Below are 14,485 nucleotides of genomic sequence, written 5' to 3'. Positions count from 1 at the left end.
ATAAACTATAAAAATTATTCAAATGAGTTTAAATATAATTAAATCAAGCTTTTCAAAATGGTTTGTCATTTCTCTTCTTCACCTGGGGGCTGTACAAATTAGTTGTGCACAACACCATGCAGAATGGTTGAATTTTAAACCCGAAGGTAATAATTCCAAAAACAAAAAAATTGTTTTGATTTCCGGAGATGAGGAATATCGTTCAGAGGAGAGTATGCCTATGCTTGCAAAAATCTTAACCAAACACCATGGTTTTGAAACGGTCGTATTGTTTTCTATTGACCCTGCGACTAAACAGATAAATCCTGAATATCAAAAAAATATTCCTGGATTGGAACATCTCAAGGATGCAGATTTAATGATTATATCTACCCGTTTTCGTGAACTTCCAGATGAACAGATGAGGATGATCGATTCCTATTTGAAGCAAGGAAGGCCAGTGATCGGACTAAGAACAGCGACACATGCATTTAATTATACGAAAGATTCACAAAGTTCCTTTAAGCATTATAGTTATAACGAAAATTCTGAACAATGGAAGGGTGGATTTGGACAACAAGTACTTGGCGTAACTTGGGTAAATCATCATGGAGACCATGGAAAAGAGGGAACTCGAGGATTTATTAATGGACTAGAACAGGTCACCAAAAATCCGATATTGTTAGGTATCAATGATATTTGGGGAGCCTCCGATGTTTATGGCATTAATCATACCTTAAAGGGAGCTACTGTATTACTCTATGGTCAGCCCACTTTAGGCATGAACGATTCATCTGGAATCAATTGGAAAAAATCTATTTTACCCGTGGCATGGACTAGATTTTATCAATTGCCGGGAGGACAAAAAGGTCGAGTATTTACAAGTACAATGGGTGCATCTGTTGATTTAAAAAATACAGATTTAAGAAGATTAATTTTGAATGCCTGTTATTGGACGATGGGAATGGAAAACTTTATAAAACCAGATTTGATTGTTGATTTCACCGAACAATTTGAGCCTTCCATGTTCGGTTTTGGAACCTATAAGAAAGGAGTTTTCCCGAAAGATTATCAATAAAATAGGAATATATTGTGTCTGTAATTTTATCGAGTAGATGTATATATTTTAATTAGAATTGCCCCAAAAATTATATTTTTGGGGCAATTCTAATTTATAAAGAAACCTAAAAATTAGATTATTAACATAGCATCGCCATAACTGTAAAAACGATATTTTTCTTTTACAGCCACCTCATAAGCATTCATTAAATTTTCGTATCCAGCGAACGCTGCGATCATTACCATAAGAGTAGATTGTGGGGTATGGAAGTTTGTGATCATGGAATTTGCAATACTAAATTCATAAGGAGGGTAAATAAACTTACTTGTCCAATCGTTAGCTGGTTTTAAATGTTTATCGGCCGATACTGCTGATTCAATTGCACGCATGGAAGTTGTTCCAACTGCACAAATTTTGCGTTTGGAATCTATTCCTTCATTAACTACTTTAGCTGCCTCAGGGGTAATAATGTACTGTTCAGAGTCCATTTTATGTTTGGTTAAATCTTCAACCTCCACAGTACGGAATGTTCCTAAACCAACATGAAGTGTCACCTCTGCAAAATCAACACCTTTTAGCTCTAAACGTTTCATTAACTCGCGAGAGAAGTGCAACCCGGCGGTGGGCGCAGCTACAGCTCCTTCATTTTTTGCATAAATGGTTTGATAACGAAACTTATCTTCTGGAGTAGCTTTTCTCTTAATATATTTTGGAAGAGGGGTTTCTCCTAAAATTTCAATGTTTTTACGAAATTCTTCATCCGTTCCCTCAAATAAGAAACGAATTGTACGTCCACGAGAAGTTGTATTATCTACGACTTCGGCAACTAATAAATCATCTTCACCAAAATAAAGTTTATTTCCTACGCGGATCTTACGTGCTGGATCTACTAAAACATCCCATAAACGAAGCTCTTTATTCAGTTCTCTTAAAAGAAATACTTCGATAGTAGCACCCGTTTTTTCTTTATTACCGTACATTCTGGCAGGGAAAACTTTAGTGTTATTAAGGATCATTACATCTTTTTCATCAAAATAATCCAAAACATCCTTGAAAATCTTATGCTCGATTTTACCTGTCTCACGGTGTAACACCATTAAACGCGATTCGTCTCTCTGTTCTGAGGGTTCAGATGCAAGTAAGGATTCGGGAAGATTGAAGTTGAATTGAGATAATTTCATTTTTTACTAATGAGTTTCATGCCCTCTAGCCTTACTGGGGCTAAAATTTAAAAAGGCATACAAAATTACGAAATTTTATAGTATTATTCAGGTAATATTTATGATGAATTTTATTGAAGGTGAAATCAATGATTTATCAATTCCTACTCCCTCTCAATCACGTTTATTGACACTCAACGGTGGTTTCCTTATAGGATAATAAATTTCCGTTAACTATTTTTAATCCTAATGAAAAAAAAGCTAATTAAGATAAAACCTACCTTGTTACATATTTCTAAATCCCTAGTCCAGATAAATGAGTATGAAACGGAAGATGTTTCAATTTATTTATACTTTTTCAATTGAAGTTAAATGCTTTGTTACTAGTTATTTATGATTTTATTTCAATTTTTTAGTGAAATAAAATCCAATATAATAATCCATATCAACTAGATCAGAAGTAAGGTGTTTGCATAAAGTTAAAAAAAGTTAAAATGGCGCAAACGTTTGCGTTTTTGAATTTAAAAATGAACTACGTATCATTACCGACAACACAAAAAAACCAATTTACTACTTATGAAAACAAGAAAACCAATTAAACCTTGGGGAAATGTTATTGAGTATTCCCTCAAGTGGAAACGGAACTCCGTCTTTGCTTTATTGTTATGCCAATTAGTTCCTTTAGGGGATTTAAAAGCAAATAATCCAACAAGTGAACTCAAGAATCTTAAGGTATTTTATCAGCAAGAAAACTTAGTTACCGGAAATGTACGGGATGAAAAGGGGAATGAAATGCAGGGCGTTACCATCTCTGTAAAAGGAAACTCTAAAGTAAGCACCTCAACTGATGTTAATGGCCGTTTTGTTATTGAGGTACCTTCCTCGTCAATACTTGTATTTAGCTTAGTGGGATTCCAGACACAAGAGTATACGATTAGCAATAACCAACAAGATATTGCTATTACTCTTAAGGAGGATTTGTCAGGAATTGATGAGGTCGTAGTTGTAGGATATGGTACTCAAAAAAAGGAAAGCAATGTGGGATCTCAGGCGACAATTAAAAGAGAAGAATTAAAGGTTCCAGTATCAAATTTATCAACTGCTATCGCTGGTAGATTAGCTGGTGTTGTTGCAACACAGAGGAGTGGTGGGCCAGGAAGTAGTGGCGCGGATTTATTTGTCCGAGGTGTTTCAACTTTCGCAAGTTCTCCTCAAACACCATTATTAATTGTAGATGGAATTCCTGATCGTGATATTAATAATCTAGACCCCGAAGATATTGAAAGTTTTACAATTTTAAAGGATGCAACTGCTACCGCCGTTTATGGTACAAGAGGTGCAAATGGTGTAATCCTAATCAATACTCGTAAAGGAAAAGCAGGTAAACCATCTATAGCAGCTGAAGTGCAAAATGGAATAACTGGCTTTACCTATCTGCCAAAATTTATTGATGGTCCAACTTTTATGCAATTATTTAATGAAGGCCTAACCATGAGGGGAAAGCCTGCATTTTATAGTGATGAACTAATCCAAAAGCACATAACTGGAGAGGATCCCGATTTATACCCAAATGTAGATTGGTACGAAGAATTATTTGATGAAAATGCTTCAAATAATAGAGCTAATTTAAATATAACAGGGGGAGCAGATATAGCTCAATATTACTTATCACTAGGATATTATACGGAAAGTGGTCAGTTTAAAACGGATGACATTCAGACTTTTAATTCAAAATTAAAAGAAGATCGTTTCAACTTCACAAGTAACTTGACCCTTAATATTTCAAAAAATACAAAGATTGATTTTGGACTTAATGGTTATTTGAAAAATTATAACGAGCCAGCAAGGGGAAGAGATTATATTTTTGCCTTGGCTACTCAAAGCTCTCCGCATGTTATTCCTGTTCGGTATTCAGATGGTTCTTGGCCATTTGTAAAAGGATCTACTGAAAACCCTTATAAGGCCATGACACAATCAGGAATCAACAATAGGTATGATAATGTGGTCCGTTCTAATTTAAGGGTTACGCAAGGTTTAGATTTTATTACAGAGGGATTAAAAGTTAACGGTGTTTTTGCTTTCGATGCCTCTTTAAACTCACTACTAACGCGTCAAAGAAATTTACCGTCTTATTTCGCTGAAGGTAGAGATGAAGATGGAAATTTAGTTTTAAATAATACTGACACTGGTTCTGAGGATTTAAGCTTTGGATTAGTGAGAGGTACGTCTCGAAGGTTATACTCTGAAGCATCATTGAATTATACCAGAACATTTGGCGTTCATGACGTTGGTGGACTACTCTTATTTAATCAATCGGATTTTTCTGATGCAGGTTTTTCAGTTGGGAGCTATACCGCCGCTATTCCATATCGTCAAAGAAATATGGTTGGTAGAGCAACCTATGCATATGATAGAAAGTATCTGTTCGAATCAAACTTTTCTTATTCTGGATCTGATAACTTCACCCCGAATAACCGGTTTGGTTTATTTTCATCAATAGGTTTAGGATGGGTTGTTTCGAATGAGGGTTTCTTTGAAAATATGAAAGAATATATACCTCATTTTAAACTAAGATATTCATTTGGTTCTTCCGGAAATGCCAATTTGAACAGTGCTAATGCAAGGTTTTTATATTTAACCAAATATTCTCAAGAAGGTGGATCCTACTCTTTCGGAATACCTGGTTCTCAACGGTCATATGATGGCTACAGAGAAAGTCTGATCGGTAACGATGTCACTTGGGAGACTTCTTATAGACACAATATTGGAATTGAATTCAATTTATTTAATAATGAACTGCAATTCATTGCAGAGCTATTTAAGGAAGATAGAACGGGAATATTAATGCAAGGTTTAGATATTCCTTATGCTTCAGGGTTTACCTCGGGAAATGTTCCATTTAAAAATATAGGCGAAACTCTAAATAAGGGGATAGATTTGACGCTGGATTATAATAAAACGTTAAATAATGGATTTTTTATGGCTAGAGGTACCCTCAACTATAATTCTAATAAAGCTATTAGAGATAATTTGCCACCATGGGCGTATCCTTATTTGGATCGAGAAGGTCATCGAATCTCACAGCGATTTGGGTATATCGCAAAAGGGTTATTTAAAACAGAAGAAGAGATTCAGAACTCGGCAAACCAAGCTGGAGACATCAGAGTTGGAGACATTAGATATAAGGATTTAAACGGTGATGGAATTATAAATTCAAGTGATCAGACCGCAATTGGTTTAGGAAATGTTCCTCTATTGACTTATGGTTTAACCATAGGAGGGGGATATAAGGGATTCGATATTAGTTTATTTTTCCAAGGAGCAGGACTAGTTGACTTAAACTACAGTAGCGGTTTCGCTGTTACTCCTTTTTCTCAAGGTGCAACATACGGAAACATGTATACAAATATATTGGATCGTTGGGATCCTGAAAATCCGGATAAAGAAACCTTGTATCCAAGATTGTCTACCAATGAAACCGTAACTACAAATTATTATCATAGTACTTATTGGTTGAGAAGAGCTGATTATATTAGGTTGAAACAAGCTGAAATTGGTTATAATTTAACAGAAAAACCTTATTTAGACAGACTGAAAATAAATAAGTTAAGATTGTATGTTAATGGAACAAATCTATTTACAGCGTCTCCTTGGAAATTTTGGGATCCAGAAATGGGAGATGGAAGAGGTACCGCATATCCAAATACAAGGGTATTCAATTTAGGATTAAGAATAAATTTTAAATAAGCTGATTATGAAAATTAAATATAGAAAAATAAAGATTGCATTGTTTTTTGCAATGACCACAATATCACTAAATAGTTGTAATGATAAGTTTTTTGATGCGCAACCGGATAATTTATTAAATATTGATAATATTTTCTCGAACCGAGCTCAAACCGAAAACTATTGGGGTGGTTTATATTCACCGATTCCAGATATATGGAATCAACCATATACATTTTTTTATTCGGCAATCACTGACGAAATGGACGTTTCGAATTGGCAGGAATTCCCTGCTAATTCTGGCGCATTATCGGCTGATAATGTCAATACAAATTATGTTACGTTTTATAATAAAATTAGGCAATGCGGTATTTTTATCAACAATGTTGACAAATGCACTGAGCTCCTAGATGCTGAAAATGGGGCCACCTTAATAAAGCAATATAAAGCCGAGGCGAAATTTCTAAGGGCCTATTATTACTGGTCAACAATGAAATTGCATGGTCCAGTAATGATATTACCGCTAAATAGCGACGATGCTGCTGCAGATAACTATCAAATCCCAAGAAGTAGCTGGGATGAATGTGTGGATTTTGTATTAGCGCAGATGGATGAGGCAATAGTTGATCTCCCAGAAGAACATTACTTAGGAGTTACCAGAACAGCGGATGGGACGCAGTTAGGCCGAATCAATAAGATGGTTGTAGAGGCTGTAAAGTCCGAAATTACGTTATTTCATGCAAGCCCGTTATATAATGGAAATACAAGCTTTTCAAATTGGAGAAACCTAGATGGAAAACAACTAATTAACCAAACTTATGATGCAACAAGATGGCAAAAAGCAGCTACGGCTGCCAAAAAAGCAATCGATATAGCCGAAGCAAATGGTAAAGCACTTTACGTGAAGACGGGTGCAAACGATTTTGAAACAGCATTTTTGTCCACAAGAGATGTATTTTGGGATGGATACCAAAAGGAAGGTGTTTGGTTAAGGCCAAGTACAAATAGATACCAGTGGGAAATCCATGCCTCACCACGCGCAGTGTCCGGTACGGCATATAACGGTTTAGCTGTTGTTCAGGAATTGGTGGATGATTTTAGAATGAAAGATGGACTAAAAATAAACCAAAGCGCTTCATATAATGAGAATACATTTACCACTCAGGGTAACAATCATTATGTTGAGGGAACCAACAATATGTATACAAATAGAGAGCCTAGATTTTATTCTTATATAACTTTTAATGGATCAATGATACCCGGGGCGCCCAAATCAGGAATGACCAGTGTTGAGTTTTTTGCCACAGGTAATTCAGGTAAAAATGGTGCACCACGTGACTGGCCAAAAACTGGATATACTGCGAGAAAAAATATACATCCAACTTTTAGTGTAACCCCAAGTAATGGAACAAGTAGGGCAGCAATGTTAATCAGATTATCTGAACTTTATCTAAATTATGCTGAAGCATTAAACGAAGCTCAACCAAATCATCCTGATGTCTTAATTTATCTTAACAAAGTTAGAAATCGTGCAGGCATCCCTTCTTTAGATGCTGGCTTGTCTCAATCTAGAGTCAGGGAAGAAATTCGATTGGAAAGACGTGTCGAGTTATGTTTTGAGGGGAAGAGATATTTTGACGTGCGTCGATGGAAGATTGCAAATCAACCAGGGTATGTTCAGGGAGGAAACTATCAAGGAATGGACATGACTAAAGGGACAAAAGTTAATTCTCTAGACTTTTATACTAGGGTGCCTGCAGTTATGAGAGCGGAATGGAATGATAAAAACTATTTTATGCCATGGCATCAAATGGAATTAGATCGAAATAAGCAATTGGTTCAAATACCTGGTTTTTAATTATATATAAATTATGAAAAATATTGTTAGATTACTTGCGATGGTATCAGGGATAGCTATTTTAATCTCTTGTGAGCAAGAAAAGCTATCGTTTGAGCAAACAACAGATTCAAAAGAACAAGTTTGGTTGAGCGTACAAAAAGCTGTAAACGGAGTTCAGGATTTGATGATTTTCCCTCAAATTGAAGAAAGAAAAGAGGTGTTTAATGTTAATTTCGGTGGTGTTGGTTTACCAGCATCAGATATTTATGTTAAGTTTGAAATTGATCAGGCTGCCTTCGATAGTACAAACAGAGTTAGATCGGACAGAGGTCAAGAACCTTATTTGCAATTCCCTAGTGGAAGTTTTTCTTTAGACAAAAAAGAAGGTGTTATTAGTCCTGGAAATATAAGTTCCGATTATTTAACCCTTAGTTACAAGCCCGAATTATTCGATATAAAAAAGGAATATCTGTTAGCTTTAAAAGCGAGCAACGATCAAGGATATCAATTTAGACAAAATGGAAATACTATTTATTTTTTAGCGGCAGTCACTGAAAAAATACATGAAAAATCCGGATGGGTTGCATCTGCTTCTTCTGAAGAAAAAGAAGGTGAGGGAGTATCAAATGGTTTAGCCAAATTTGTTATTGATAATAATATCTCTACTTTTTGGCATTCCCAATGGCAGGGCGGATCGCCAGAATTTCCGCATACGATTGAGGTTGATCTAAAAAAGGAATTTTATACAACCCAAATTGGCCTTACACGTCGGCAAAATAATACCAATGGTTTCAAAAAATTTGATGTCTTGGGCACTAGAGATGGTACTACATGGACAACTATTTTGTCAGACCAAGAAATGGTAAGAGACGAATTAGAAATGCAAAAATTTCCAATTACAGCACAATATCTTTCAAAAATTAAAATAATTATGAAGGATAATTTTAATAATCAAGCATCAACTCATTTGGCTGAGATTGATTTACTTGGATATTAAAATTGAATTAAACACGTAGAAATTAGGGGATGGAACTTGTTTTCATCCCTTAATTATTTTGATTCAATGTAATATACTATTCTAAATTATCTCTGAACCAATATTAATTCGAAGTTACTATCACGTAAACTAAATAAAAAAGAAACAAGACCGCTATTGCAATTATAATGGTTTTATTAATGTTTTTTGCAGCAGGAACATCATCTTTTTCCTCAACCACTTTGTGGGGAACTCTAGTTTCATCTACTTCCTCAGCACCGTTTATAGGTTTTTTTTCTTCATTATCCATACTTTCATGATTAAAGTTCTTGTTCATATAACAAAGTAACTTCCGATTTGGTTTTGGATTAACCCGAACTTCTTATTGAGAACATGAATCATTATTACTTTGTTATAGGATTATCTACTGAATGAAAAGTTGACAGCGCGTATCTTTTTGAGTGGGAAATTTCTTTCTATATTCATAAATTGAATAAATAAATTTCTAATTTAGGCCAAAGAATATTTAAATTAAACATATGGCATCAGGATTTTTTGCAATAATGGATGATATTGCAGCTTTAATGGACGACGTGGCAATAGCAAGCAAAATTGCAACTCGGAAAACTGCGGGTATTTTAGGTGATGATTTAGCAGTTAACGCTGAGAAAGCAACAGGTTTTTTAGCAAGTAGAGAAATCCCTGTATTATGGGCAATCACTAAAGGCTCATTCATTAACAAGGTAATCATAGTTCCAATAGCTTTAATTTTAAATATTTTTTTCCCCGTTGTAATAAAATATGTCTTGATCTTAGGCGGGCTCTATTTAGCCTATGAAGGGGCTGAAAAAATTATTCACTACATTTTTCATAGGGAGAAAAAAGGACATGAGGTTATCAAAGAAGAAGCTGAAAGTGGAGAAGTTGCTGAGAATACAAAAATAAAATCAGCAATTACCACCGATTTTATTTTATCGGTAGAGATCGTAATTATTGCCCTAGGGACCGTACTTGAAAGACCTTTATCAATCCAAATATTAACAGTTACTGTTGTAGCACTTTTAGCCACAGTAGGTGTATATGGAATTGTAGCACTTATTGTTAGGATGGATGATTTAGGTTATAATTTAATCAAAAGGTCTAATGACAAGGGAATAGGTGCCCAAATTGGAAAATTATTGGTGAAGTTATTACCAATAATTATTAAATGCCTTGCTGTTGTAGGAACCATTGCTTTACTGTTGGTTTCCGGAGGAATATTTATTCATAACATAGATTATTTCCATCATATTTTACCGAATATTCCAATGATTATTAAAGAATTAGGATTTGGTATAATTGCAGGAGTCATAGTTGTAGGCATAGTAACTTTATTAAAAGGAATATTTGGACAAAGAAAATCCAAGAATTTAAATTCCTAGTATAAAAAATGAGGTTTTTGTTAATGAAAAAGCCTCATTTTTTAGGACTTATAATTAGTACAGCGACTCTTAATCAATGTAATTTAATTTTTGATATTCGCATTTTTCAAAATCCAATCAAATATTTTCGATTGTTGCTCGTTAAAGGTCCAATGACCAGTTTCTTGCACAAGATATAAAGTTTTAGGTCCTTTTATTAGGTTATATGCAGAGTAGTAAGAGGTGGGAGGGCATGTTTCATCATTATATCCCCAAGTATAAAATCCTGGTATTGTAACTTGTCTGGCAAAGTTGACAACGTCATAATAACTTGAATTCTTAATTTTTTGTGGTGTAGCCATGAAACCGGCATTTTCCTTGTTAAACATGTGCGGCCAACCACCAGCACGACCATTTAAATATCCTGTTAAATCACTTAAGGCTGGGTAGAGAGCAACTAAATTTTTTATTCTCTTATCTAAAGCAGCTGTGATTATGGACAGTGCTCCACCTTGACTTCCTCCCCAGACTTGAAGATTTTCTGAATTAACATCCTGTAAATCACTTAAGAAATCAACAGCTCGAATACACCCTAGGTACACACGCTTGTAATAATATTGGTCTAAATCGTCTAAATTAAAATATGCATAATTTTTTAGAGCGCCGTTACTTAATGATTGGTAAAGCTCAAGTTCATGAGTTACTGGAATACCATGAATGCCTATTTGCAAGGTTATTAATCCTTTTTCAGCTTGTGGGATCAATCCTGCATAGGGTCTAATGCCTGCCCCAGGAACTTGCAATACACCTGGGTATTTTCCTGGTTTTTTGGGCTTTGCCAGTATTCCATAAACTCTGCTGTTATTGATATTTTGGAAATTAACGTGATATACATCAACCAAAGAGGTGGATCTTTCAGGTATAAGGGTCATTTTAGGATCTAATGGAACATTTTTTAAGTTAGTAATTTCTCTATTCCAAAATTCCATAAAATCGCTTGGTAAGGATTGGGTCGGTTCAATTTGATCAGGAGAAACAGCTGCGGTAGCAATTCCTCTATACTCTTCACCATCAACAACAACTTTTACTTCACACCGAATAAATCCTGGAGTTTCAGTTTTAATTGGCTCCCCAATAGATACCTGAGTAGTCTCCAATTTTATCGTCCCAGATTGCATAGGGTCTAATTTTTCCCAACCAATAGTATAGTTTACATTGATATTATTCATCGGTACCTGATGTTTTAGTACTGAGACCTTAAAGTTAATTTCTTCATTTTTGGAATAAGTCCAATCAGATTTATTTGGAGTTACAAGAACCTGAATAAATTGATTACTTCTGGATTGACCAAAACTAATACTCCATATTGAAATAGTTATTAAAAGAGATAAAATAGATCGCATCATTGAATTCTTGTTCATGATATTTATATTTAGGTTTTGATTATAGTGCAATTTAAGGAATTTTAAGAATTGAGGTTTTAAAAAATATATTTTTAATTTTACAAAGGATTTTACGCTTCTTTGGATTTTGAGCTCTTATGTTTTTCAACAATAACCACACGCCATACTTTATTTCTGTAATCCTTATAATTTTTAATATTGCCTACTCAAGTTTGATTTAAAAAAACTTTCACAACTCTAGGTAACTTGTTTTCCTCCATGATGTTACTTGGTTAAAATCCGAGCAGGTGTTTTTAGTAAAAACCAATAACAACCAATTTACAATTAGTTTGTTCGTAATTATATGAAGCGTCCTAAAATGTTTTCTGGCTGGACAGACCGCCAGTATTGGGCTTTTAAATGGTTTTTCCTAGTGCCCATCGGTATTATCATTCTTGGTAGAGTAATTATCTTAATAGTGATGCTATTTGATCGTTAATTCTAGAGGAATAATTATCAATGTTGAAGTAGATTATGAACTTTACATATAATAATCAACTTGTTTTTCTATGCCCAAGTTTTGGTAGAACTGTTTTATTTGGGACAAAGATTTACAATATATATCATTATTTTAGTTCAGATAGTTGTTTTGTAAGTATCTAATTAACAAATTTATATGTATTTTGTTTGTAATAATTAGATGTGTTTCAAACAAAAAATATTCAGTATATTTGAGAATTAACCCATAAAAATGCTTTCAGTAAGATTACTACAAAATGACTAAAAAATTCCTAGCATTTATTTTTATTCTTTTGCTGATTAGCTGTAATTCTTCTACCGAATTGCCTGATTATTTTGGACAAAACTATCCTGATTCAATTCCCGTGATTTTCGCTCCGGATATGGTTTCAAAGAAAAACAGATTAGAGCATGGTATTTCATTTACACCCGGAATGAAAGAGTTAGCATTTGGTGTCCTAAACAAAGACGACTTCAGTGGGAAAATATTTTATTCCCAAAAAAACAAAGAAAAATGGACTGAACCGACGATTTTCGAACCACTAAAAAACGAATGCGTATATCTGCCCTATTTTTCACCTAATGGCAAATCTTTATTATATACCAAGAGTAAAGCAAATACAGACAATGTTTACACCGATGTTTGGGTGATTGAAAAGCTGAATGATGATTGGGGCTTTCAAAAAATAATTGAATTTCCATTAAATTCGACCAGCCGGGAGGGCAATGCTTGTATGACATATGACGGTACAATTTATTTCTCTTCTAATAGAAATTGTGAAGGAAAAGAAAATTGTTACTCCGCTGATTTGTTTTATTCAAAATTAGCGGATAAAAAATATCAAGGGGTGAATGTGATTCCAGAATTTGTTTCATCGAATGATGAGGAAAGTATATTCGTTTCTCCAAAGGAAGATTATGTAATCTTCTGTAGATATACAGACAACGAAACTTGGGTGGATTTATATATTAGTTATCGTGATATAAATAATAATTGGCTTCAACCCCAAATAATTGATCGAACAATAAATTCAAAAGATTGGGACAGAAGACCGTTTGTAAGTATTGATAACAAGTTTTTATTTTTTACTAGACTACAAATTAGTGAAAAGGGATTAACCGAATCAGACATATTTTGGGTTAATACTTCAAAGTTGTTTAAACCATTTGCTTATCATAGAATTTCGGATATCACAGTGCAAGTTGGAAAGAAATTCGAAATATCTCTTCCTAAAGATTATTTTAAAGACATTGATAATGAACTATTGACTTATACTGTTAATCAAAATCAGATTGATTGGTTGAATTTTGATCGTGAGCAAATGAAGCTATCAGGGTTACCAATTAGAGAGGGAAATTTTGAATTGATTTTTACAGCAATTGATAAATCCTCGAATAGGACAAATGATAAGGTTATCATAACAGTAAAAAAATAACCATTGGAAATCCAGATGTTTACCACTTCGCTTGTTTTTAACCAAATTCATGTAGTTTACGTCTCTATTTTGAATATTAGCTAAATATAACCATTATCGAAGGCGATTTAAAATTATTTTTCGCGCATATTATGTGTTACACTATACTTGAAAAATGTTTTGATTTTTTTTAAAAAAATAAATTCCAAACAACACGATGAATCTTACGCCCGTATTTATTGATATTTATAAGTATCCGAAATATATCTTGCATTTTTATATTTTTTAAGGTACGTATTAGATATTTCCTTTTTATCAATCTTATTCTCTTTTTTGTCTATAAAGTATATTTTTTTGTCTTTTGATACAAAAAATACATTCGAATCAACTTGGGTTAAATAATTATATTTCGGTTTTATGACTGTGTCGCCTTTTAAGTTTATTACTCCAAATAATTCTTTTAGGTTAATTGACGGGCGATATGTAGGGTCTCTGAATTCAAGTAAGCCCCTTGACTTTTCTGAATCAGATACACTGCGTAATTTATCCTTATAAAATACTCTAAAGATTGCATTGCCATATTTGTTGAATGAGTCAATGGAATTATATTTAGGAGATATTATTATATTTCCATTCATATCTGCAAATCCAATTTTATTGTGATCACCTATAATTCTAAATAAATTAAAAACTGGAAGATCAGGTTGAGCATCATACATATATACTTTGAATAATTCTTTTCCTTTATTATTAATACCAATAGGTCCTCGATTTTTTTTAATTACAAAGCCGAGATTTTTTATGGAGTCCGAAAAAGCATATATTAATTCGCTCGTATCAATAATGATTTCACCTTTGTGATTTACATAACTAGGCCGATCATTTGAATCTAGTTTTTTAAAAATGAAACCATTTGGATATTACGGTTCAAATTGTGCCAGCTATTTCGGCCTGATTGTGCCAGGTATTACGGTTCAAATGATGCCACTTTGATGGTTTAATTTTTTGTGGATTTATCTGTTTTACGG

Annotated in this window: 10 protein-coding genes; 6 read left to right on the top strand and 4 right to left on the bottom strand. The window is 33.8% G+C overall.

Annotation, left to right across the window (positions count from 1 at the left end; all coding sequences use genetic code 11):
- Positions 1-22: 22 nt before the first annotated feature.
- Positions 23-1,057: a ThuA domain-containing protein gene (locus AC6CHH_RS15620; protein WP_498284554.1), complete on the top strand. Its 1,035-nt coding sequence runs from the start codon at positions 23-25 to the stop codon at positions 1,055-1,057.
- Positions 1,058-1,170: 113 nt separating this feature from the next.
- Here the strand turns inward: AC6CHH_RS15620 and queA are convergent, their stop codons facing one another.
- Positions 1,171-2,220 carry a tRNA preQ1(34) S-adenosylmethionine ribosyltransferase-isomerase QueA gene (gene queA, locus AC6CHH_RS15615; RefSeq protein WP_498284552.1) on the bottom strand — a complete coding sequence of 350 codons (1,050 nt, stop codon included), beginning with the start codon at positions 2,218-2,220 and terminating at the stop codon, positions 1,171-1,173.
- A gap of 555 nt (positions 2,221-2,775) precedes the next feature.
- Between queA and AC6CHH_RS15610 the strand changes: the two genes are divergently transcribed.
- The 3 genes from AC6CHH_RS15610 to AC6CHH_RS15600 are packed head-to-tail and all read left to right on the top strand — an operon-like array spanning position 2,776 to position 8,762.
- The gene (locus tag AC6CHH_RS15610) at positions 2,776-5,946 is read left to right on the top strand and encodes a SusC/RagA family TonB-linked outer membrane protein (protein WP_498284550.1); all 3,171 of its coding nucleotides are present in this window, start codon (positions 2,776-2,778) and stop codon (positions 5,944-5,946) included.
- Between the two features lie 7 nt (positions 5,947-5,953).
- A complete protein-coding gene (locus AC6CHH_RS15605; protein ID WP_498284548.1) occupies positions 5,954-7,783 on the top strand; it encodes a RagB/SusD family nutrient uptake outer membrane protein in 1,830 nt (609 codons plus the stop codon).
- A 13-nt stretch (positions 7,784-7,796) separates the two neighbouring features.
- Positions 7,797-8,762: a discoidin domain-containing protein gene (locus AC6CHH_RS15600; protein WP_498284546.1), complete on the top strand. Its 966-nt coding sequence runs from the start codon at positions 7,797-7,799 to the stop codon at positions 8,760-8,762.
- 103 nt (positions 8,763-8,865) lie between these two features.
- Here AC6CHH_RS15600 and AC6CHH_RS15595 read toward each other — a convergent pair whose 3' ends face one another.
- Positions 8,866-9,051 carry a hypothetical protein gene (locus AC6CHH_RS15595; RefSeq protein WP_498284544.1) on the bottom strand — a complete coding sequence of 62 codons (186 nt, stop codon included), beginning with the start codon at positions 9,049-9,051 and terminating at the stop codon, positions 8,866-8,868.
- Between the two features lie 229 nt (positions 9,052-9,280).
- Between AC6CHH_RS15595 and AC6CHH_RS15590 the strand changes: the two genes are divergently transcribed.
- Positions 9,281-10,162 (top strand): DUF808 domain-containing protein, encoded by an 882-nt coding sequence (locus tag AC6CHH_RS15590; protein ID WP_498284542.1) that lies wholly within the window; start codon positions 9,281-9,283, stop codon positions 10,160-10,162.
- A gap of 83 nt (positions 10,163-10,245) precedes the next feature.
- On the opposite strand, the gene AC6CHH_RS15585 is transcribed toward AC6CHH_RS15590, so the two are convergent.
- Positions 10,246-11,562 (bottom strand): acetylxylan esterase, encoded by a 1,317-nt coding sequence (locus AC6CHH_RS15585; protein ID WP_498284540.1) that lies wholly within the window; start codon positions 11,560-11,562, stop codon positions 10,246-10,248.
- A 737-nt stretch (positions 11,563-12,299) separates the two neighbouring features.
- Here AC6CHH_RS15585 and AC6CHH_RS15580 point away from each other — a divergent pair.
- On the top strand, positions 12,300-13,478 hold the full coding sequence (locus AC6CHH_RS15580; RefSeq protein WP_498284538.1) for a putative Ig domain-containing protein: 1,179 nt from the start codon (positions 12,300-12,302) through the stop codon (positions 13,476-13,478).
- Positions 13,479-13,693: 215 nt separating this feature from the next.
- On the opposite strand, the gene AC6CHH_RS15575 is transcribed toward AC6CHH_RS15580, so the two are convergent.
- The gene (locus tag AC6CHH_RS15575) at positions 13,694-14,176 is read right to left on the bottom strand and encodes a WG repeat-containing protein (RefSeq protein WP_498284536.1); all 483 of its coding nucleotides are present in this window, start codon (positions 14,174-14,176) and stop codon (positions 13,694-13,696) included.
- Positions 14,177-14,485 lie beyond the last annotated feature (309 nt).

This window comes from Sphingobacterium sp. GQ94 (assembly GCF_059758715.1).
The sequence above is the reverse complement of the archived record's forward strand: the minus strand, read 5'-3'. Positions and strand labels throughout refer to the sequence as shown.